This window comes from Acinetobacter sp. S-1 (assembly GCF_059579785.1).
Window position 1 is genome coordinate 1,335,275 of sequence record NZ_CM184207.1, and the last position, 21,844, is coordinate 1,357,118.

Consider the following 21,844-nt stretch of genomic DNA (forward strand, 5'->3'; position numbering starts at 1 on the left):
TAGATGTTAGGTCATCTAGATCTTGGAAGAGGATTGGTGTAATGGTAGCATGACGGTCTCCAAAACCGTTCGTCAAGGTTCGAGTCCTTGATCCTCTGCCACATTTATTTTAAATAAATGTCCCAGATGGGGGCGTGGCGAAATTGGTAGACGCACTGGATTTAGGTTCCAGCGCCGCAAGGTGTAAGAGTTCGAGTCTCTTCGCCCCCACCATTAAAAAAGCAAGATTATGATCTTGCTTTTTTTGTGATTAAATCTTGAGTGTTTAATCATGAATATAGAGGATTGGTGTAATGGTAGCATGACGGTCTCCAAAACCGTTCGTCAAGGTTCGAGTCCTTGATCCTCTGCCATAAAATAAGGCTCCTATTCGGGAGTTTTTTTATTATCTATATTTAAAAAAATAACTTTTCATTCGTGCTCAAGCAATTTTCTAAATAGATATTTTTATAGCTGTTGCTTTTCAATGTTTTTATTACATCATAGATTGTTTTTTAATTAAGCAATATACTGAATTTCTTAATCTTTTTATTAAGCTATTGTTTTATATTTATTTAACTTAAGTTTTGGAAATTATTTATATAAAAGCCTTGAATACAATTTTATTTCATGTATGATGCTGTTAACTAGAAAAAAGACTTGTTAGTAAATCTTCTTTTAAGTATCGTAGTTTTAGTCATAATCCTTCGTTTTTTAAGATATTAAGCTCAATTTGTTATTCTTTTTTCAAAGTTATGATAGGGTCATTATTTAATGATTCTAAAATATTAGAAATCAGTAGGATATATCATGTCTAATACAGTAAGTGGTACAGTAAAGTGGTTTAACGAAACTAAAGGTTTTGGTTTCATTCAACAAGACAACGGTCCAGATGTGTTCGCTCACTTCAAAGAAATCGCAGGTTCTGGTTTCAAAACTTTGCATGAAGGTCAACGCGTAACATTTACCGTTACTCAAGGGCAAAAAGGCCCAAATGCTGTAAATATTATTCCACAATAATATAACAGCAAGTAAAAAAAGCACTTTTTAGTGCTTTTTTTATTTTAGCTTTTAAAGCAATTTATTGTTCTTTTAGAGCATTAGAAGCCCTCAATAGGAGGGCTTTTTATTTTCTTGTGAATATAAATCATTAGTTATTAAGCTCTTATAGTTAATAATCGAACATATTTTTAATATAAACTTTAGAATATGTGTGAAATATAAATTATTAGTAATAGAGATATGGTAGATTAAAAAATCTTTAAATAAAGAAATTTTATATTTCACGGAATTGCTAATGAACGTTCGCCTGTGTTATGCCAGTCAACGGAACGAAAAAAATGAAGACTTGTTGCAAGATTTACGTGATATTTTGACAGAAGCACGAGATTTCAATGATTTGAATCAGATCTGTGGGGTGCTCTATTATGCCGATAATGCTTTCTTTCAATGCTTGGAAGGTGAGCGAGAGGTGGTTGAACGATTATTTGAAAAAATTACAAATGATGAAAGACACCACAATGTTAAATGGTTGTGTACATATTCCATTGAACAAAACTCGTTTCAACGATGGTCAATGAAATATGTACAACGTAATACAAATATCGAATCTTTCTTTCTAAAAATGGGAGAAAGTACTTTTAATCCTATTCGTCTTGATGAGCAAAACTTAAAAGCTTTCATCAATGAATTAGTCATTGCCGAACAAACTAAAATTAACACAGTTAAGAAAGTGGGTATGGTGAATCGTGGGGTGAAACCGTTTTAGCTATTTGGCTATCACGCCAATATGGATGGTCTTGAGTTTAGGTAATATTTTAGTCATGACTAAATATACAATAACTGAACTTGCGAGCATCCATATCACTTCTAAACTTTGACTAATGACAAACATAGCCCAATAAAAAAAGCTAAATAGGGCGAGACAGAGTCCACTACCTTTAAAATACCAAGTAATAAATATTCCAAACAGTGCAGAAGAGAGAAGAAGATTAATCGTCTCGTTCATTCCTATGTAATTAAAGAAAATAATCAGTAAGCATAAAGCTAACATTGATAGTAAATATACAAATATATTTTTTGCAATAAACATTTTCTATACCCTATCTGATGATTAAAAAAGTATCTTTCCTCTGTTTCCAGAGGAAAGATAGTACATATTAATTTTTGAGATTCTTTTTCTATTATTAAGAGTTTTTATATTAATAAAGATGACTTTATCATTTTCTCCAGATCTCTTTATTAATATTCAGCTTTCTATTTAATAGTAAAGAGTGCTTATATGTACTGAAATTAATTATAAGAAAAACAATCATTTGAGTTGTAAGCTTTGGCTTACATAATTGTGAGAGATTGCCTACATTTGTATAAATAATGATCGAATTTTACAAAATTAAATTTATAAAAAAATTTGTTTAACAATAACTTAAGTAAGTATATTGTTTAGATGAGCTTTACATAAATAACAAAAAGTAACATCAACTTTAAGAGGTACTTTTCTTAAAATTTATAAATATTAATAAGAGAAAATTAATTTATTTAAAAAATTTTAACATTTGATAAAATATTGTTTTATTAAATTATATTTCTAATAAATAAAATTTATGTGTTGAAGGGTTTTTAATGTGATTAATAGTGAGGAAATTATATTTATATTTTTGTGTCATCTAGTAATGAGCTGCTTTTGAATTAAGAGAAAAAACTACTGCAATATAAATGAAACTAGAATATCAGATTTATAAAATTTGAATTATGGCCAGCATAGAACTGACTACACTGGCTTTACTGATTTTGAATTAATTATTCTGAACGAGTAGCTAACCAAGTACTTACTTCTGGCCAGACCGTAGTAGGTGCTTGACTACCAGAAACTACGCCCATATGACCACCTGGTACCACCTTAAATGTTTTGTCTTGGCTACTAATTAAATCCATGAGTGGTTTAACAGCATCAGCTGTGACAATGATATCTGTGTTACCACCGACAGCTAACACAGAGCATTTAATGTCTTTTAGATAGGCGGTAAGTTCACCAAATTTAACTACACCTTTAGACAGTTCATTATCAATCCAGAAACGGAGAATAATATCGCGCATGACACCGCCCGGATAGGCCAACATATTATCGATAAATGAGCTTGAGGTTGCATGGTCGACAATAAACTCTCGGTTATCTAGATTCTTAAAAAGTTCCCAATATGTTTTCAGATTTCCAATCGGATCCGTTAATTTAAAACCAAGGGTATTTTGCCAACCATGAATATGAAATGCTTCACTTGGTACATGATGACGAATACGAAATGGCGTATGTTTGCGAACCCATTCGGCAGGTTTGGTAAGACTACCGTATAGTTTCCCCATATAACCTGCTTTGTGTGTGTCGATAGGGGAAGCGAGAATAATTAGATTTTTAATATCTTTATCTTTAAACAATGCGGTATAGCAGAGCGAAAGTGCGCCGCCTAAACTCCAACCATGCAAAGAAAGCTGTTGCTGACCACTGTGTAGGCGAACTTGCTTTAACATCTCTGGCATGAAAACTTTAATATAAGTACCGAAGTTGTATTTTGCTTGGTGTCGGGTTGGTACGCCCCAGTCAATTAAGTAAACATCAAACCCTTGGGCTAAAAAGAAACGTACAAAACTACGAGTAGGGAACAAATCGTAAATGAGCATGTTCACTGCTAGTGGCGGAACAATAACTAAAGGTACGCGGTGTTTAGGAGTAGAGGTATCAGTCTCATTTTTATAATGGCGTAAGGTAATGATTTCATGCTTATGAATCACATCAAAAGGTGTTTTTCCTGACAAAGCTATTTGAGGGCCTCTGAAAAAGAGATCTGATGCATTGATCAGCATGTGAGGTATTTTTTGACCAGCACGTGTCTGAAGAGATTTTTTAATAGATTGTAGCTGTGGAACGTTCTGACGAACTTTAAGCAATAAACTCATTGAATATAAAACCTATAAAGATGTTGCCCAGAGCAATAAAGAGCTGGTCTTTGAAGGATATTAAAGTGAATGATGGAGAAGTTCAGTGACCCAAAAGACAGGATTTTTCTTTAAATGTATCAAGTAGAGCTTAGCTAAATATACTGTTGCTTAAAAAGTGGGTAATAAGATTAAGCGAGTCAGATGCCGTGATTTCATCGCTTGAGCATTTAAACATTTTAAAAAATCAATTTTCAATGCAATAACGAAATTTAAGGGAGAGTACCTCATGATTTTTTACTAAATACTTAAATCAATATTTTGATTTATATGGTTATTTTTAAATAAAGATGGTTTTTGTAAAGTTTGTTTGTCTTTTTTTTAAATATTAAAAATAAAAATATAATTATTTTACAATCCATTAGGAATGTAATCAGAAAGTAGCATATATGGAATTTGTTTTTAATGGTTTTTATACACTAATTTCGGCGGTTATCGTCTTATTGTTGGGCCGCTTTCTTGTTAATCGAATTGATTTTTTAAAACGTTATAATATCCCTGAACCTGTAGCTGGTGGTTTGGTTGCTGCTGTAGTTTCTTTACTTGTCCACACTTTGTGGGGGTATAGCATTGTTTTTAGTAGCGAATTACAAACCAGCTTTATGCTCGTGTTCTTTGCTTCAATTGGTTTAAGTGCCAATTTTATGAAGCTTAAAGAAGGTGGTACTGCTTTAGTCATCTTCTTAATTTGTGTTGCATCATTCATTGTTGTGCAAAATGCTGTTGGTATGAGCCTTGCGACATTATTGGGTCTTGACCCACTTATTGGTTTGATTGCAGGTTCAATTACCTTAACAGGTGGTCATGGTACAGCTGGCGCATGGGGTGAAATTTTAGAAACCCAGCATGGTATTCAGGGTGCTTTAGCATTAGGTATGGCGAGTGCGACCTTTGGCTTGATTATTGGTGGTGTGATTGGTGGGCCGTTAGCGAAATTACTCATTAATCGTTACAGTCTTGCTCAACCAAAAACCAATGCTGAAATCCAAAATCGCGACACACATCTTGAACAAAATTCAGATGACCTTGCTCCGTTTGAAAACCCGCATCAAGTCCGTTTAATTACTGCCGATAATGCAATTACTACACTGGGTATGTTTGCAGCATGTTTAGCGTTTGCTGAATTTATGACTGGCTTTAGTAAGGGAACGTGGTTTGAGTTACCAACTTTCGTTTGGGCACTCGGTGGCGGTGTAATCTTAAGAAATATTTTAGAAAGCGTGTTGAAAATTGATATTTTCGACCGCGCGATTGATGTATTTGGTAACGCGTCTTTGTCGCTTTATTTAGCAATGGCATTGCTTTCATTAAAGCTTTGGCAACTTGCCGACTTAGCTGGTCCGCTTGTAGTTATTTTAGGTGCGCAAACCATTACGATGGCTTTATATGCGGCATTTGTGACGTTCCGCGTCATGGGTAAAAATTACGATGCGGCAGTATTGGCAGCAGGCCATTGTGGTTTCGGTATGGGTGCAACACCAACAGCTGTGGCAAATATGCAGGCGATTACCAATATGTATGGTCCATCGCATAAAGCCTTCTTGATTGTTCCGCTTTGTGGTGCATTCTTTGTTGACTTAATTAATGCGACTGTCATTCAGCTCATGTTGAAATTTATTGCCTAATATAAAAAAAGCCCGTTAGGGCTTTTTTTATGGGTGTTTGTCCATGAATATTTGATTCTTATTTATAGGCTCAATTTTCATTTACGGACGATTTAAGTCATTTTATTTTTAGGATGCTTTTTCTCAAAACTAATAATCGCCCTTAATCCTCGTTTCACTTAGAATAAATTGCAGATAAATAAAATGAGAAATGTATGAGCTCAGAAGCACATTCAATTAGCTTGGTTGCCCCCGTGGTTTTATTGGCGGCTGCTGTCATTGCGGTTCCTATTTTTAAACGTATTGGTTTAGGTTCAGTATTAGGTTATTTAATTGCGGGTCTAATTATTGGCCCATTCGGTTTTGCTTTTTTTCAAGATTCCACAGCAATTTTGCATATTGCCGAGTTGGGAATCGTGATGTACCTCTTTGTGATTGGTTTGGAAATGCAACCATCACATTTGTGGAGCCTTAGACGCGAGATTTTTGGCCTTGGTACATTGCAGATCATCATTTGTGCGCTGGCTTTGACTGGCGTTGGGCTGTTATTTGGCTTTACATGGCAAGTTGCTTTTATTGGTGCGGCAGGGTTCGTCTTAACCTCGACTGCGATTGTGATGCAGCTCTTGGGTGATCGGGGGGATCTGACTCAACCACGAGGACAAAAAATTGTAGCCATCTTACTATTTGAAGATTTACTCATTGTGCCATTGCTGGCTATTGTTGCTTTTATGGCACCGAATCATGTGGTTGAAAGCACATCGGTACGTCTAGAAAATATAGGAATTGGTTTGCTCGCAATTGCAGGGCTTATTGCGGCAGGGTATTGGTTACTAAACCCATTATTTAGACTGTTGGCCGCTGCTAAAGCGCGAGAAGTCATGACTGCGGCGGCATTGTTGGTTGTGTTGGGTGCGGCGTTACTCATGCAAGTCAGTGGTTTGACTATGGCGATGGGTGCTTTTTTGGCGGGTGTACTTTTATCTGAATCGACCTTTAGACATCAAATTGAAGCGGATATTGAACCATTCCGAGGAATCTTACTGGGCCTGTTTTTCCTTGGGGTCGGTATGTCATTGGACTTATCGGTAGTTGTTCAAAACTGGCAACTTATTGTGAGTGGCGTAATTGCCCTGATGCTTGCCAAAGCGCTCATGATTTATATGGTCGCTCGAATAACGAAAAGCTCTCATACTGAAGCGTTAGACCGCGCTTTACTTATGGCTCAAGGTGGAGAGTTTGCCTTTGTACTTTTCTCGGCTGCGCTAAGTGCACAAGTTATTGATAGTACTGTTAAATCTAACTTAACCGCCATTGTTGTGCTTTCAATGGTGTTGACCCCAATAGTCGGTATTATTTTCAAACGTTTTACTCAAGCAAAAACGAAGGTTTCATTAGAAAATATCAATATTGCCGACGGGCTAAGTGGTAGCGTTTTAATGATCGGTTTTGGGCGCTTTGGACAGGTCACCAGTCAATTATTATTAGCAAGAGGTGTCGATGTCACCATTATTGATAATAATACCGACATGATTCGAAACGCCGAAAAATTTGGTTTTAAAATTTATTATGGCGATGGTTGCCGTCTAGATATTCTGCATGCGTCTGGCGCCGCAACAGCACAAGCGATTGTGGTGTGTGTAGATAGCAAGGAAACGACCAATAGAATTGTAGAACTCGTGACCCATGAATTTCCTTTGGCAAAATTATTAGTCCGTTCATATGACCGTGAGCATTCACTGCATTTAGTTAAACAAAAAGTGGACTTTATGATTCGTGAAACATTTGAATCTGCAATTAAGTTTGGCGGCGTGATTTTGCAAAAACTTGGTGTGGATGAAGACGAGGTAGAAAGAATTACCGAGGAAATTCGTGATTTGGATAATGAGCGTTTTGAAACTGAAATCGCGGCAGATGACGTCAATGCGGGAGTAGGTATGCAATATACACATACTCATCACCCAAGACCGACAGCACCATTGATTCGACCAAAACAAGAAGGGCGGATTTTAAATAAAGAAGATACCTCAGATAATGAAAGTCTGGATTAGTATAAAAAATATCTGTAAAAGCTTTGTTTAGCAGAGCTTTTACGGAATGACTATAAATGCTCTACGGCTGTGCCTTTGACTGGATTGTTATATAAATAAAATCGCAAATAGGAGAGTTGAAGAACTTTTTATTTTGAACTCTTAAAAATTTACTCAAGTTCCAACTGATTATCATCTTTTGTAATTTTAATTTTTAACTTCTTATATTTTCGCTTATTTGGATCTAGGGCTGAGTTCATCACTTCATCGGCGAAAGGCGGGCACTGCATCAGTTTTGCATAAGCCCTATAGCCGATGCGTATTCGAGTAGGCGGGCAATCGGTTCTTTTTGAGTAGTATTCAATGAGAGAGTTCAGTTCTTGTAATAAAGTTTGCTGTTCCATCATACATACTTAACAATTAGATAACTCAAGCATAATAGATTTAAACCTTGCGCTGTGTAGGTGTTTATAATGCACAGCTCTTTAAATTGTGATGCAGTTCTCTAAAAATTATCTTTTATGTATCAAGTTTGTTTTAAGCCAGATTGCGGTGTTTTTTTAATTGAAATGTCATAAAGAAAGGCTAATTTAGATTCATAACAAAAATTGATGAAGATTGTCGCGAACAATAAAATCAAAAGCAATTTTCACAGACGTGGTCGTGAGGTAATTAGGGCTAATTCGAAAGAGTTGGCTTTTTTGTTTTAATCAATTTTTTGTTTGCAAATATGGTTTTGGTTTAAATGTTTAGCTTCTTTAAAGCAGAACTTCGCTATTATTAAGCTTTAGTATCTAATTGAATTTTAATAATAATGAAAGAGATATTTTATGTTCGGAACCAAATTGACGGTCTAAAAATTAAAGATTATCCTTCTTTTTTATGGCAAAACGGAAGTAGGACACTTTAGGGTGTGCTAGGGTCTAACTAGTCTGTCAACCTTCTTTCGTCTTGCCACCATTCGTTAGCAGTATTTGTATATCTTTAAATTTAAGTTGAATTAGAATTTAGCTTAACTATCTAATTGAATGAAAAACAATAATTATTTAACTATTTTCTATTCAACCTTACATTGACACTCTAAACCTTGCCGATTATCCTTTGCCTGCTGGCCTACATTGCCAGTCGGTTTTAGCAGACCGTCTACAAAAGGCGCACAACAATGCTGTTTTGGTTTTTGTGCGTTCTCTTAAGTCACGCCTTTATGGTGAGGCTAGGAGGGACACCTTCGGGTGTGCTGGTTTCCTTTTGTACCAGTCTGCTAACCCTTCTAGTCTTGCCACCATTATTTAGCAGTAATTGGTAAGACTCTTCTAAATCAAAAGGAGTCCGCCGTTATGCGTACTATTTCTTCTCTCTCGTTGGCAACCTTTGCCAAATTCTCTCTACTCATACCGCTTAAACAGTCTTTAAAACGATTTAACCGACTATAGGTTTCTACACCTTAAGAATCGTTACGGCTAAAACATAGCAACAATAAACCAGAGATAGGTGAGCACACCATTATTGTGCGGCTTTTGCATGCCTGTATTTAGCACTCATTTTAAGAGTGACGGCATTTCTATCTCTTTTATATACAACAAAAAATTATTTTAAGCGGTATACATGAAAAATTTAGAAGTTTCATTTAGAACAACGCGAGCGCTTTACACAGCAGCAGATTTATTTAAACAACACGGCTTTAATCAGGTTGGGGTGGACCGAATTGTTAGTGAAGCCAAAATGACTAAAGCCACCTTTTACAACTACTTTCACTCAAAAGAAAGATTAATTGAAATGTGTTTGTTGGTTCAAAAAGAACACTTAAAAGAAAAAGTGAGAGCGATAAGTGAATCTCGTCAATATCCAGATTTGGCTCTTAAGCTTAGACAAATTTACCTTTTACATGTGGACTTAAAAGGGGCGTATTACCTGTTGTTTAAAGCGATTTTTGAAATTAAACAGCTTTATCCAAATGCTTATCAAACCGCGATTCGCTATAGACGATGGCTTAAAAATGAAATTTTCTGGGTTCTGCGAGAATCTAAAAAAAGGGCTACGTATGAAGAGTCGGATATTTTTGTATTTATGATTGATGGTGCGATTTTTGGGCTTTTAGATTCAAGCCAAAATGAAGAGCCTGATGAGTTGCTGACTTACTTTTTACAGATAAATGCTTAAATTGAACCATTAAATTGAAAACTGAAATAGTAAATTAAAGAGTAGAAAGGAAAAAGCGAGGCTGCTAGAGCCTCACTGTATATAGGTGCTTATTTGCCTTTTTTAGTTTTTAAATACTCTGCATAAGCTTCATCTGCAAAGCGTCTTAAAGAGTCACCAATTGCAGCATATTGATATTCATTCAGGTTAGCTAAAGATGCACGGGCAGAAGGGTGCTGCACACCGAAGCCAGAACCCGGTAATAAAACTACACCTGTTTCATCGGCAACTCTAAACAATAGCTCGGTTGGATTTTTATTTTTCATGACCCAATCAGCAAACTCATCTCCATAGAGAGTCCGTGATGTGTTTTCAAGGTTGACTAGCGTGTAATAATCAACAGCATTTGGATCTGTTGGAACCTCGACACCAAGCTGTCTATAAAGTGCTGCGTCGCGTTCACGAACAACAGATTTAACTGCTTTTTTATAGCTCTGGCGTGAGTCCATCATATTAAACAAGGCAAATAAAACCATTTGAACTTGCTGCGGGGTAGACAGACCAGCGGTATGGTTCAAAGCAACATTTCGGCTATCGGCAACTAAGCGGTCAATAAACTTAATGCTTGCTGGGTCAGTGGTTAAAGATGAATAGCGCTCTTCAAGCTCTTTCTTCTCTTTTTTCGATAAGTTCGCAATTTGTTTATCAAGCACATTGTTATTTGAAAGCGCAATGACACCAAGTCGCCAGCCTGTCGCACCAAAGTATTTAGAGAACGAATAAACCAGAATCGTATTGTCAGGACAGATTGCAAATAGTGATTTGAAGTTATCGGCAAATGTACCGTAAACGTCATCTGTCAAAATGATCAGATCAGGGCGTTTTTTGACGATATCGGCCAAAATCGCAAGACCTTCATCACTCATTTTTACTGATGGCGGGTTACTTGGGTTGACTAAAAAGAAAGCTTTAATAGACGGATCTTCTAACTTTCTAAGCTCCGACTCTGGATATTGCCAATCGAGTTTAGGGTCTGCCGCAATTAATACTTCTTCAAGTTGGTAGTCATTGAGTTTTGGAATCTCAAGATATGGCGTGAAAATAGGGCTACCAATGGCAATACGGTCGCCATTTTTGATAATTTTATTTTCTTTTAATGAGTTAAAAATATAGGCCATTGCGGCTGTTCCGCCTTCAACCGCAAATAAATCTAAGTCTCTTTTTTGCATGCCTTGTACGCCCATTTCTCGTAAGACGTACTCTTTAATAATCGTTTCACTCACTCGGAGCATTCGGTCTGGCACTGGATAGTTACAACCTAAAATCCCTTCAACCATTTCAAGTAAAAAAAGATCTGGATCTAAGCCTAACTGGTCGCGCACATAAGACACGGCTTTGCCTAAAAAGACCACACCGGGTTTGTCACGGTTTTCCAAAATGAAATTATCAAAACGTGACTGGAGTCCAACGGGGCGCGGGAAGCCACCTAAACCTTCTGGCATATATGAAAACGAGAACTCGGATTCGGTCGCAGAAAACAAACCTAGTTGAAAGAATGCTCTACGTGGGATAGTCGCAAGAAAGTTCGGATTACCACGCCCAGCATTTAACATCATTCGGTCAGTTCTGCTTTGAGCTAATTCTATTAAATTATCTTTAAGTTCAAATGGGCTGAGTTTTGCGTATTTAGAATAATCGACTTTCCCCATGGGACGTCTCCTTAATTATAGTGAGATGAATAAAATTTCTAATTCAATGTATAAAATCAGGCCAAGCCTACGATCAGTGGTCCGAGTAAGGTTAAGAACACATTTGCTAGGGCATAGGTAATTGCAAATGGAACGGTCGGAATCGAGTTTCCTGCTTTGTCTAAAATTGCACCAAATGCAGGGTTTGCACTGCGTGAACCAGATAGTGCACCTGCCATTACTGCAACGTTGTCATAACGCAGAACATAACGAGCAAAGAGCATGGAAAGTAGGAGAGGAACCAGTGTTACCACAACTCCAATCATAAAGAGTGAAAGACCACTTTCTTTAATGGTTTGAATAGCTTGTAAACCTGATTGTAAGCCGACGGCAGCAACGAAGCCTGCAAGACCCAAATCTTTAAGAAGCTGTGAAGCCGCTAAAGGCATATTGCCATGCACTTGATTTCGACTTCGAATCCAACCAAACAGAAGACCTGATAGTAAAGCTCCGCCACCCGCACCAAGAGTTAAAGGCACATCACCTAAACGAATCACAAAAAGACCAATCACCAAACCAACCACAAGGCCTGCACCATGGAAAATCCAGTCCGTTTTTAAACTTTCAGGTAAGGCTTTACCTGCTTCTTTCACCAAGCGGTCGAGGTCGCTTTTTGTTCCGTATACAGTGACCACATCGCCTTGTCGTAGAACAGTATCGTCACTTAAAGGTTGTGGCTCATCCTTACGCTTAATCGCAAGTACATAAATACCGTGCTTTAAATACGCAGGCGTATTGGCCTTAATGTCTCCTAAGGTGCGGTTGAGATATTTGGAATTTCTTAGGATGACATCGCTGGTATCCATAATCATTTCCATACCTTGCGATGACTGTAATTCGCTACCGATTTGCTCGGCAACTGAAACTACATTCGCACGGCGACCAACCAGTAAAATGACATCGTCTGTTTGTAAAGTTAGCTCGGGAGCGACATCAATAAACTGATCTTTACGTTTTAACCGTTCAATCGTAATACTCGGCTCTTTTGCTTCAATTTCCGCAATAGTTTGCCCATTGGCTTGTCTAACTTTATAAATACGGCCAACAATTTCGGGCATTGCCAGTTCTTGGCCTGGGGCTAATTCAAAAGCACCTTTGAGCCGCTCACTCTGAGCTTTTAAAGCATCGTCGTGAATTTCTTTACCCATAAATTTAGGCAAGATATTCACACAGACAATAATTGCTCCCAATGAACCGAAAATATAAGTGACCGCATAGCCAATCGCGACATTTGCTTGAAGTCTTTGAATTTCTGCGAGTGGGAGATCGAGTCTAGAAATTGCATCTCCCGCAGTCCCAATAATGGCTGATTGAGTCATGCCACCCGCAGCGAGACCCGCAGCCAAACCTTTATCGAGATGAAAAATTTTAGCCATCACTAAAACAGTGACTAAACCACACACTGCCATGAATACTGCTAATAAAATTTCTTTTATGGACTGTGGACCCAGTGATTTAAAAAACTGAGGGCCACTTTCAAAGCCTACTGCGTAAATGAAGAGAGCAAATAAAATTGCTTTAACACCGTTATCGACAGGTACGCCAATAAGGCTTAAAACAACTGCGACGAGTAAGGAGCCTGCGACTCCGCCAAACTGAAACTTTCCAAACTGGAATTGTCCAATCCAGAAGCCTATTGCGAGTGATAAGAACAATAATATTTCGGGGCTGTGCTTTAAAACACCTTGTAACCATTCAATCATTTTGATCTCACTTTTATTATTAGATCTATCTTTAATATATAAATTTATTTATTTTTCATTTTTAAAATACAATATGAAAATTACTTAAGCAAACCTTTAAGTTTGGTGGTTTTCTTAAGTTTAATTATAAGAATTAATGAGTTTAAAATGCTTATGATCCAAGGGATGGTGGTAATTCTGAGTGTTTAAATCAACTATTAATTTTTTAATAATGGTTAAAATTTATTTACAATAATATAAAGAATATTTTATGAAATTAAAGCGTCTTGCTTATATCTAATCTTGAAATTAAGTTTTTAGTTTATTGATATTTAAGTGATTAATTTTTAATTGTTAGGCTGGTCCTAATTTTTATATAAATTAAAAAACAATCTACTTAAAATTAACTTTTTGATAATTGTGTCGCATAAATTAATTTTTAATATATTTAAATTAATCTTTATAATGACATTTATTTTTAAAGAAAAATATAAGATTTGAAATTGCTGTTCTTAAATGGAATGTATATTTGAATATAAAAGTGATTAATATTTTTGTTTTATATCTTAATTAAAATTATCATATTAAAAAGAGAGGGTTATAGGTATTAAAAAACTTTAGAAATATTCTATGACTGCTCATATTTTTAAGTAAATCTCTGTCCGCGTGTATAACCAATACGCTATTCTTTCGTACTGTTTTCCCAATGACTCACATGCCGTACTGTTCAGAAATACTAAATTTTGATGGTTTCGTGCTGTCACATGCCGATCTAAGATATGTTGGTCATAAAACTGGGTTATCTCAGCTTAAGCCTTTGACTTTTAGGTTCTATTTTAATTTGACCACAGAATTTGTACAGATTATTCAGCAGTTTCAATAATATATTGAAGAGTACATGATAATTTTCATCTCAAAATTTATGATGACTTGGGTAGTTTTTCGATTGATTTATATTTTAATTTACCTTAGTAATAAAAAGAGTTTTGTGTGACACAGTTAAAACTATAAATCTCAGAGTATAACTATGAAGCTTAAAGAATTAGCAGGTTGTGAGGAATGCGATACTGTCTATCGTAGAACCCCGCTTGCTTATGGAAAAAGAGCTTATTGCTTATGCTGCGGTGCTGAACTCTATCGGCACACCAAACCTTTTTCGACACTATTGGCATTAATCTTAACGGCGTTGATCGTATTTATTATTGCTAATAGCTTTCCTATCGTAAAAATTGAATTGCAGGGCAACATCTCTGAAACCACCTTACTGGGTGCGGTCTGGGTAATGTTTCATTATGATCGGGCTTTTGTTGGCATTCTTATTTTAATCACCACTTTTATTGTGCCACTTTCCTATCTTTTATTACTCTCCTATGTGTTGGGCACAGTAAGCGTATTGAAGAAAAGACCCACATTTTTAGTATTTGCCTTACGTACACTTTATTTTATGAGAGTGTGGGGAATGGTTGAGGTGTTCTTAATTGGAATCTTGGTCACGCTTGTGAAGTTAATGGGAATGGTGTTGGTGATTCCTGAGATTGCGTTATGGGCATTTGCGATTTTAAGTGTATTGTTGGTCTATATTACTTGCATAAAGGTGAGTGATATATGGAACGAAATTGATAGGTCACTGCCATGAAAACGATAAAAAATGTGACCCAAACACAAAGCTTGCAGCAAGGATCAATGCTTAAGGAATACCCAAGAGCCAAAGATCTCTCATTAATTGTATGTCATTGCTGTGGCGTCGTAAATTCTGCTCAAAATGGAAAAAAACGACGAGATAAAAGCTATCAAGTTTTACGTTGTATTCGTTGTAATAGCGTGCTGCATTCACGTAAACCAGCGAGTTTAAATCGAACTTTTGCTTTAGTGATGGCTGCGACCATTCTCTATATTCCAGCCAATGTACTTCCAATGACGGTGACTGACTCACTGTTGGGTAGCCAGCAAGATACCATCATGAGTGGGGTCATTTACTTTTGGCAAAGTGGAGACTATCTGGTTTCAGTGGTCATTTTCATGGCCAGTATTTTTATTCCCATGCTAAAGCTACTGATTTTGTATTTTTTATTGGTGGCGGTATATCTGCAACAATCGTCAGCTTGGAAGTTTTTACCTGAGCAATGCGTTAAATTATATCGAGTTGTCGAGTTTATTGGCCGTTGGTCAATGATTGATGTATTTGTGGTGGCACTCTTAACAGCGCTCATTCAGATTCAGTCGCTTGCTACGATTTTAGCAGGGCCGGGTTCGATCGCTTTTGGTGCAGTTGTAGTGCTAACCATGTTTGCATCTTTAAGTTTTGACCCACGACTTATTTGGGATAACTTCTACGCATCTCAAAATACAAATAAGCCTTCTTCTTTTGCCTCAAACAAAACCAAGATTATTCAGGCTGAACACCCGCCGTTGAATAATGATTCCATTAATCCCAGTCAATAAAAGAACAATGAGTATGTCTGAAAATGAAATAACCCCTGGTAACTCAGATCGTCGTGATCCAGATGTTGAACTGGATAGCATGAATGATTTGCCAGAACCCCAACAAAAGAAAAGTCGGTGGAAGCCTCTTTTAATTTGGCTCATTCCATTGATTGCTCTTTTAATCGCGCTTTCATTAGCGATAAAAGCGCTCTTGTCTCACGGCCCGACCATTGACGTATCTTTTAGAACGGCTGAGGGATTGGTGGCAGGTAAAACAACGGTCCGTTATAAACAGGTGGATATTGGCGTAGTACGCCAGATTGATCTTTCAGAAGACCGTTCACACGTGATTGCCAGAATTGATTTGCGTAAAGATGCGAGTAACTTTGCCGCAAAAGATTCACGCTTTTGGGTCGTGCGACCACGGATTGGGACGAGTGGGGTTTCAGGAATAGACACACTATTGTCAGGTTCATATATTGAAGTGGATGGTGGTAAGTCGGAAGAGAAAAAGCTTGAATTTACTGGCTTAGAAGTACCGCCAGTGATTACTTCCGATGTACCGGGCAAAGAATTTTTCTTAAATGCAGATGACTTGGGGTCTTTAGATGTCGGTTCTCCAATTTATTATCGTCGAATTAATGTGGGCCAAATTACAGCCTATAAATTGTCCGATGACGGTAAAAGTGTAGAGCTACAAACTTTTATCCGTGCACCATATGATAAGTTTGTCACCACCGACGCACGGTTTTGGCAGGCGAGTGGTATTGATGTGAGCTTGAATGCGTCAGGATTTAGTTTAGATACTCAATCGCTGGCAAGTATTGTCGCGGGCGGTATTGCTTTTGGAATTCCTGAAAGTTCGCGTGCTACCACAGCGGCAAATCATAGTCACTTTAATCTGTGGGATTCGAAAACTGAGGCATTAAAAGAACCGGATGGGCAACCTCGTGGTGTGATCATGTACTTTGATCATTCATTACGTGGACTGTCTGTTGGCGCACCAATTGATTTCATGGGCATTGAAATTGGTAATGTTAAATCGATTAATGCAGAGTTTTATAATAACTATAAGCAGATTCGTATGCGTGTTGAGGCGGTTATTTATCCGTCACGCGTGGAGAATGGACAGGCACTCAATCCAAACAGCAATATTTTCAAAGATTTTGTTGAACATGGTTGGCGTGCTCAAATGAGAACAGGCAACCTTCTCACGGGTCAAAACTATATTGCCCTAGATAAGTTCCCTAAAGCTAAACCAGCCACATTACAAATTTTGAGTGATGATCGTGTGGTGATTCCAACTACACCAACTGAACTGAGTGGCTTACAAGCACAAGTTTCTCAGATTGCTGATAAGTTAACTAAATTCCCGTTAGTTGAGATTGGGCAAGATGTACGTAAAACGCTCAACAATATGAACACAGCCATTGAGTCTACCGATAAATTGGTTAAACAGTTAGATGGAAAAGTTGCACCTGGTTTACAAGCAACCTTAGACGATGTTCGTAAAACTGTAAGATCGTCAGAGTCTATTTTGTCGAGCGATGCGCCGTTACAACAAGACGTACGTAAAGCATTGCAGCAAATGACACGTGCAGCTGCTTCATTACAGTTAATGGCAGACTATATTGAGCAACATCCTGAATCAATTATTCGTGGTAAAACACCAGAGACCGATGATGAAAAATAAAAACACTCTATCTTTTCAACATCCTAAAGCAGCCAAATGGCTGCTTGGGAGCGGCCTGTTTTTAACGGCAGTTGCCATGACGGCATGTTCGAGTTCGCCAACGCCAAACTATTATACGATGTCCCCTAAAATTACTGCGGCTACAAAATCAACTGTGCAGGTGATTGAGGTATTACCTGTCGGGATTCCAGACCGATTGGACCGTGCGCCTTTGGTGCTCCAAGATAGTAGTGGTAAGTCTACGGTGTTAAATAATGAACGCTGGACATCAACCATGGGTACGCAATTACGCGATACCTTGTCGGCGGGTTTGCAGCAAAAATTAGGGGCAATCGACAGTTATAGCAGTGGACTAGCTGGAAACAACCAACCTTTATATCGAGTTTCTACAGACTTTTCTCATTTTGATATTGTAGATAAAAGCTATATTAATATTGCGGTGTCTTGGGTGGTGAAGCGTCAAATACCGCCCACTCAATTAGAGTCAAATAATGCAAAAGTCATCACGAATGCAGGATCTCAGCTCAATTGTCGAATTGCTTTTAAGCAGCCGATTGATCAAAAAGCTAAAAAAATGGATGCGATTGTGAATGCTTCAAGTGAAGCAATGACTCAAATTATTAATACGGTTTCTTCTTCAATTGTGGCGCTAGATTCAAACAAAAAATCGGTTATTAGCAATGGTGTTTGTTCATAAAACGCATCTTTTTTAACCAGCCCCTTTATTTGTGTACAACAGATAAAGGGGTTTTTTATTTTAGTTGCCTCGATAGGTTGAGTAACCGTAAGGGCTAAGTAATAAAGGAATGTGGTAGTGGTTTACGCTTCCATCAACTTTAAAAATTACAGGAACCTCGGCAAAAAAAGTTTGTTGTTTGTTCTTTTTAAACCAGTCTTCTGTTTTAAAAGTAACTTTATAAATACCTTGCTCTAGTTTTTTATTTTCTGGATAGAGCGCAGTAATACGACCATTTGAATCTGTCACTTGCTGGTTGAGTTTAACCCACTGGTTATTGGTGTTTTTCTCTAAAACGACTTCAACCTGAGAAGAGGGTAAACCCGTTTCTAGATTTAACACGTGCACACTTAGCGGATTAGTTTGTGCAAATGTAGCGGAAGCTATAAATAACGAAGATAAAGCAATAAATGATTTAGTCATGATGAACTCCTTATGAATGAAAAACGGTTTCAATGGCTTTGCTTGCACATTGATTGTCATTTTGTGCGCCGCCAGCACCCGCAACCCCAATGGCTCCGATCACTTGGTTCTCAAAACGAACAGGTACGCCACCGCCTAACAAAAGTAAATTTGCTACGGTAGTTAAATTTTTTGCATCGGGGTTCTGGTTACTGTTTTGGCTTAAAACTAAGGTCGATGTTTTGGTAGATAAAGCGGTATAGGCTTTTTTCTCTGCAGCCATTAAGTTATGCGGGCCCACCAACTCATGCCGTTCGGCAGTTAATGGATTACCGCCGCGATCTACAACAACGACCGCAATGTTTTGATTTATTTTTTTACATGCCTCTTTCGCACTGTCGGCTAACAGGTGGGCAGTTTTGAGATCTAACGAATAAACTTGATTCAAAGCAGGGGGCTGTGCAAAAGTACTATTACCGAATAGCACGGCTGCTAACATCAGCCAGTTCAATTTTTTCATAATGATTGCCTCTAAGTCGCTTTGAAAATCTTAAACAAATTGCTTAATTTCAAGCATGACAATCACATTACAAAGTTGTCATCTTTCAAATGAGTCTCTACAAAATGCGTATCCTTATTATTGAAGATGAGATCAAGATCGCCACTTATTTGGTCAAAGGATTAAAAGAGTCTGGATATCAAGCGGAGTGTGTTCACTTAGGGCTGCAAGGTTTGGAAATGCTAAAGAGAGATCAATATGACTTGCTTATTCTTGACGTCATGTTGCCGGACATAGACGGCTGGAGCGTATTACAAGTCCTACGCCAGTTTTCAAAAATTCCGGTGATTTTCTTAACGGCGAAAGATCAGGTGATGGATAGAGTGAAAGGGTTAGAGTTGGGTGCAGATGATTACTTGGCTAAACCTTTTTCCTATATTGAACTATTGGCACGTATTAAAAGCCTGTTAAGACGACAGCAATATCTGCAAGAAAATGAGTTATCTATTAGCGATTTAAAAATGGATGTGGTTAGCCATAAAGTTTGGCGTAGTGGCAACTTAATTGAGCTGAGTAAAACCGAATTTAATTTGTTGCGTTACCTGTTGCTCAACAAAGAGCAAATCGTGACGCGCAGACAAATTGGTTCAGAGGTTTGGAATATTAACTTTGACACTGATACTAACTTTATTGACGTTGCCGTACGCCGTTTACGAAACAAAATTGATGAGGGATATGAGTTAAAACTCATTCATACCATACGTGGCTTGGGCTATAAAATTTCGGTTAGCTTATGAACTTTAAATTTCTACGTTCTCTTGAAGTCCGTATTACATTACTGGTCACGCTTTGTTCTGCCTTAATTTTATGTTCAGTCGGCTTTATGACCTATTTGGGTATTAACCAGATTTTATTAAAGCAACAAGATAAAGCTTTAGCAGAGCGAATTAATCGTTTGGAAATTTTGCTGCAAGATAGTGAAAATGTAGAGCAAATCATTGCGCGTCCTAAGCTGTATCAAAACATGCTTGGCAACCAAGACAACTTGTTTTTGCTTATCCATAAAGACAAAACTTTAATTAATATCAATCCGCTCCACATACAGTTACCTGAACTTGCACAGCGCGACAGTCTTCAATTTCAAGATTTAGCTAACAACTCATATCCAACGCGCATTGCATGGAAAACCATAAAAATTAATAATGAGCCTTATCTGCTCATTGCAGGTAAACAGTGGTCGGAACGCATCAATATTCTTTTACCTTTTCAAGAAAGTCTCTTGATGTATGTGATCGGGGGCGTGTTTGCAATCTTTGTGCTTTGCATTTTAGCGTGTCATTTAGGTTTACGGTCGCTACAACAACTTCGCAAGCAAACTCATTCTATTAATGCAAATCAGCTACAGAACCGATTAAACCTCCCAAATTCACCTTTAGAAGTTGAGCTACTTTCAAAAGATATAAACCACATGCTTGAGCGTATCGAAAAAGGCTATACCCAGCTCAACCGTTTTTCTGAAGATATCGCTCATGAGTTCCGCACACCTTTAAATAACCTGATTGGACAAACCGAGATTGCTTTAACTGGCGAACGTTCGGTTGAGCAATATGAAGATTTGCTAGTGTCCCATTTAGATGACTACCACAGATTAAAACGCATGATTGATAGCATGCTTTTCTTGGCAAGAGCCGATCAGAAAATGGTGCTTGTAAACAAACAAGAAATAAATCTCCAAGATGTTATGGATAGGATATGCCAGATTTTTGAATATCAAGCCGAGGAACAAGACTGTCATTTTAGTTTTAACTTAGAAGCTCAAACGTTATTTGCAGATCCTGAGCTTTTTCAAAGAGCCGTGTATAACCTTGTGTTAAATGCGCTGGTTCACGGTGGTAACAAGCGAACTATTTATATCGCAACAAAACATAAGATGATTGAGCATAAGCAATGGGTCAGCCTAACTGTGGTAACGGGTGGTATTTCAATTGCTGAACATCAACTTGAGCATCTTTTTGAAAGATTTTACCAATGCCACTCAAGTCGAAGTGATGAGAATCAAACAGGTGGATTAGGCCTATCGATTGTTGCTTCAATTATGGATCTACATGATGGCCGCTATCGAGTTTATAACACGGTTGAGGGTGTGTGCTTTGAGCTTGATTTTCCAGTTGCCGATGCTCTAAAGAAATACAATTAAATCCTTATTAATGTTGCTTAATTTTTAAAATTCACACTTTGTTCACAGCCCTCTGACGTATGTTTAAACGTATGAAATAAACAGAAGAGGGCAATCATGAAATTATTATTTAAATCACTTGTCATTAGCAGTAGCCTTGCAGCAGTGAGCTTAATGCTTCCTTTGAGCACCTTTGCAGACACCAATACTAAACCTGTCGCTGTTGATTCTATTGATATTAATAAATACGCAGGTAAGTGGTATGAAATTGCGCATTTACCGATGTTTTTTCAGCGTAATTGTGTAGCCAATACAACTGCAAACTATTCTATTAACGCGGACAAAACCGTTGGTGTTTTAAATAGCTGTACGACTAAAAAAGGTGAAATGATCTCATCTGAAGGAGTTGCCTATCCGCAAAATGAAGGCAACAGTAAATTGAAGGTGAGCTTTTTACCTTCTGGTCTTAGATGGATTCCTTTTACAAAAGGCGATTACTGGGTTTTAAGAGTTGACCCAAATTATCAGGTCGCTTTAGTCGGTGGTCCAAGCCATAAATATTTATGGATTCTTTCTCGTAGCCCTCAACTTGATGAGGCGACATATCAATCTTATCTGCAAACCGCAAAAAGCTATGGCTACGACGTTTCTAAACTCGTTAAAACAACACAGTCTAAATAGTGAAATGCTGGTTGCGTAGATGCTTATATTTATCTCGTAACCGAGTGAACTTCACATAAAA

At 37.5% G+C, this 21,844-nt stretch carries 19 protein-coding genes and 3 tRNA genes; 15 read left to right on the forward strand and 7 right to left on the reverse strand.

Translation table 11 applies throughout. The features are described from left to right. The first annotated feature begins 27 nt into the window (after nt 1–27). The 5 genes from AC52J8_RS06365 (at nt 28) to AC52J8_RS06385 (ending at nt 1,747) form a co-directional block, all read left to right on the forward strand. Nucleotides 28–101 (forward strand) — tRNA-Trp (locus tag AC52J8_RS06365). A 27-nt stretch (nt 102–128) separates the two neighbouring features. Beyond that, nucleotides 129–213, forward strand: a tRNA-Leu gene (locus AC52J8_RS06370). A gap of 66 nt (nt 214–279) precedes the next feature. Continuing rightward, nucleotides 280–353, forward strand: a tRNA-Trp gene (locus AC52J8_RS06375). Nucleotides 354–789: 436 nt separating this feature from the next. Further along, complete coding sequence (locus AC52J8_RS06380) at nt 790–999, forward strand: cold-shock protein (RefSeq protein ID WP_002115279.1); 210 nt, start codon at nt 790–792, stop codon at nt 997–999. 277 nt (nt 1,000–1,276) lie between these two features. Further along, on the forward strand, nt 1,277–1,747 hold the full coding sequence (locus AC52J8_RS06385; RefSeq protein ID WP_005073517.1) for an AnBLUF65 family BLUF photoreceptors: 471 nt from the start codon (nt 1,277–1,279) through the stop codon (nt 1,745–1,747). Here the strand turns inward: AC52J8_RS06385 and AC52J8_RS06390 are convergent, their stop codons facing one another. Next, nucleotides 1,748–2,071, reverse strand: a complete 324-nt coding sequence (locus AC52J8_RS06390) for a hypothetical protein (protein WP_005073518.1) — start codon at nt 2,069–2,071, stop codon at nt 1,748–1,750. A gap of 707 nt (nt 2,072–2,778) precedes the next feature. After that, a complete protein-coding gene (locus tag AC52J8_RS06395; protein WP_032004656.1) occupies nt 2,779–3,930 on the reverse strand; it encodes an alpha/beta fold hydrolase in 1,152 nt (383 codons plus the stop codon). A 428-nt stretch (nt 3,931–4,358) separates the two neighbouring features. Between AC52J8_RS06395 and gltS the strand changes: the two genes are divergently transcribed. Both gltS and AC52J8_RS06405 read left to right on the forward strand, forming a co-directional pair. After that, nucleotides 4,359–5,594: a sodium/glutamate symporter gene (gltS, locus tag AC52J8_RS06400; protein ID WP_002115276.1), complete on the forward strand. Its 1,236-nt coding sequence runs from the start codon at nt 4,359–4,361 to the stop codon at nt 5,592–5,594. Nucleotides 5,595–5,788: 194 nt separating this feature from the next. After that, on the forward strand, nt 5,789–7,624 hold the full coding sequence (locus AC52J8_RS06405; protein WP_086399158.1) for a monovalent cation:proton antiporter-2 (CPA2) family protein: 1,836 nt from the start codon (nt 5,789–5,791) through the stop codon (nt 7,622–7,624). 149 nt (nt 7,625–7,773) lie between these two features. Here AC52J8_RS06405 and AC52J8_RS06410 read toward each other — a convergent pair whose 3' ends face one another. Continuing rightward, nucleotides 7,774–8,007, reverse strand: coding sequence for a hypothetical protein (locus AC52J8_RS06410; RefSeq protein WP_016806139.1), 234 nt, complete (start codon nt 8,005–8,007; stop codon nt 7,774–7,776). 1,201 nt (nt 8,008–9,208) lie between these two features. On the opposite strand from AC52J8_RS06410, the gene AC52J8_RS06415 reads away from it, so the two are divergent. Continuing rightward, nucleotides 9,209–9,763: a TetR/AcrR family transcriptional regulator gene (locus AC52J8_RS06415; protein WP_086399157.1), complete on the forward strand. Its 555-nt coding sequence runs from the start codon at nt 9,209–9,211 to the stop codon at nt 9,761–9,763. Between the two features lie 89 nt (nt 9,764–9,852). On the opposite strand, the gene AC52J8_RS06420 is transcribed toward AC52J8_RS06415, so the two are convergent. Next, nucleotides 9,853–11,451, reverse strand: a complete 1,599-nt coding sequence (locus AC52J8_RS06420) for a bifunctional aspartate transaminase/aspartate 4-decarboxylase (RefSeq protein WP_005073522.1) — start codon at nt 11,449–11,451, stop codon at nt 9,853–9,855. A gap of 56 nt (nt 11,452–11,507) precedes the next feature. Beyond that, nucleotides 11,508–13,193 carry an aspartate-alanine antiporter gene (aspT, locus tag AC52J8_RS06425; RefSeq protein ID WP_086399156.1) on the reverse strand — a complete coding sequence of 562 codons (1,686 nt, stop codon included), beginning with the start codon at nt 13,191–13,193 and terminating at the stop codon, nt 11,508–11,510. Between the two features lie 1,006 nt (nt 13,194–14,199). Here aspT and AC52J8_RS06430 point away from each other — a divergent pair. From AC52J8_RS06430 to AC52J8_RS06445, 4 genes are read left to right on the forward strand one after another with little or no spacing between them, the layout of a single operon-like run. Beyond that, nucleotides 14,200–14,808, forward strand: coding sequence for a paraquat-inducible protein A (locus AC52J8_RS06430; RefSeq protein WP_086399155.1), 609 nt, complete (start codon nt 14,200–14,202; stop codon nt 14,806–14,808). Further along, nucleotides 14,805–15,614: a paraquat-inducible protein A gene (locus AC52J8_RS06435; protein WP_086399154.1), complete on the forward strand. Its 810-nt coding sequence runs from the start codon at nt 14,805–14,807 to the stop codon at nt 15,612–15,614. The genes AC52J8_RS06430 and AC52J8_RS06435 overlap by 4 nt, the downstream gene beginning before the upstream one ends. A gap of 7 nt (nt 15,615–15,621) precedes the next feature. Next, nucleotides 15,622–17,289, forward strand: a complete 1,668-nt coding sequence (locus AC52J8_RS06440) for a PqiB family protein (protein WP_086611395.1) — start codon at nt 15,622–15,624, stop codon at nt 17,287–17,289. Further along, on the forward strand, nt 17,279–17,986 hold the full coding sequence (locus tag AC52J8_RS06445) for a PqiC family protein (RefSeq protein WP_025466503.1): 708 nt from the start codon (nt 17,279–17,281) through the stop codon (nt 17,984–17,986). Before AC52J8_RS06440 ends, AC52J8_RS06445 begins: the two co-directional genes overlap by 11 nt. Nucleotides 17,987–18,046: 60 nt before the next feature. Here AC52J8_RS06445 and uraH read toward each other — a convergent pair whose 3' ends face one another. Next, nucleotides 18,047–18,448, reverse strand: coding sequence for a hydroxyisourate hydrolase (gene uraH, locus AC52J8_RS06450; protein WP_000167346.1), 402 nt, complete (start codon nt 18,446–18,448; stop codon nt 18,047–18,049). A 10-nt stretch (nt 18,449–18,458) separates the two neighbouring features. Beyond that, nucleotides 18,459–18,926, reverse strand: coding sequence for a GlcG/HbpS family heme-binding protein (locus tag AC52J8_RS06455; RefSeq protein WP_086399253.1), 468 nt, complete (start codon nt 18,924–18,926; stop codon nt 18,459–18,461). Between the two features lie 125 nt (nt 18,927–19,051). Between AC52J8_RS06455 and AC52J8_RS06460 the strand changes: the two genes are divergently transcribed. The 3 genes from AC52J8_RS06460 (at nt 19,052) to AC52J8_RS06470 (ending at nt 21,783) form a co-directional block, all read left to right on the forward strand. Continuing rightward, nucleotides 19,052–19,723 carry a heavy metal response regulator transcription factor gene (locus tag AC52J8_RS06460; RefSeq protein WP_086399153.1) on the forward strand — a complete coding sequence of 224 codons (672 nt, stop codon included), beginning with the start codon at nt 19,052–19,054 and terminating at the stop codon, nt 19,721–19,723. Next, entirely contained in the window at nt 19,720–21,123 is a 1,404-nt protein-coding gene (locus AC52J8_RS06465) for a heavy metal sensor histidine kinase (RefSeq protein ID WP_086611372.1), read from the forward strand. The genes AC52J8_RS06460 and AC52J8_RS06465 overlap by 4 nt, the downstream gene beginning before the upstream one ends. A gap of 96 nt (nt 21,124–21,219) precedes the next feature. Beyond that, nucleotides 21,220–21,783 (forward strand): lipocalin family protein, encoded by a 564-nt coding sequence (locus AC52J8_RS06470; RefSeq protein WP_000770558.1) that lies wholly within the window; start codon nt 21,220–21,222, stop codon nt 21,781–21,783. Nucleotides 21,784–21,844 lie beyond the last annotated feature (61 nt).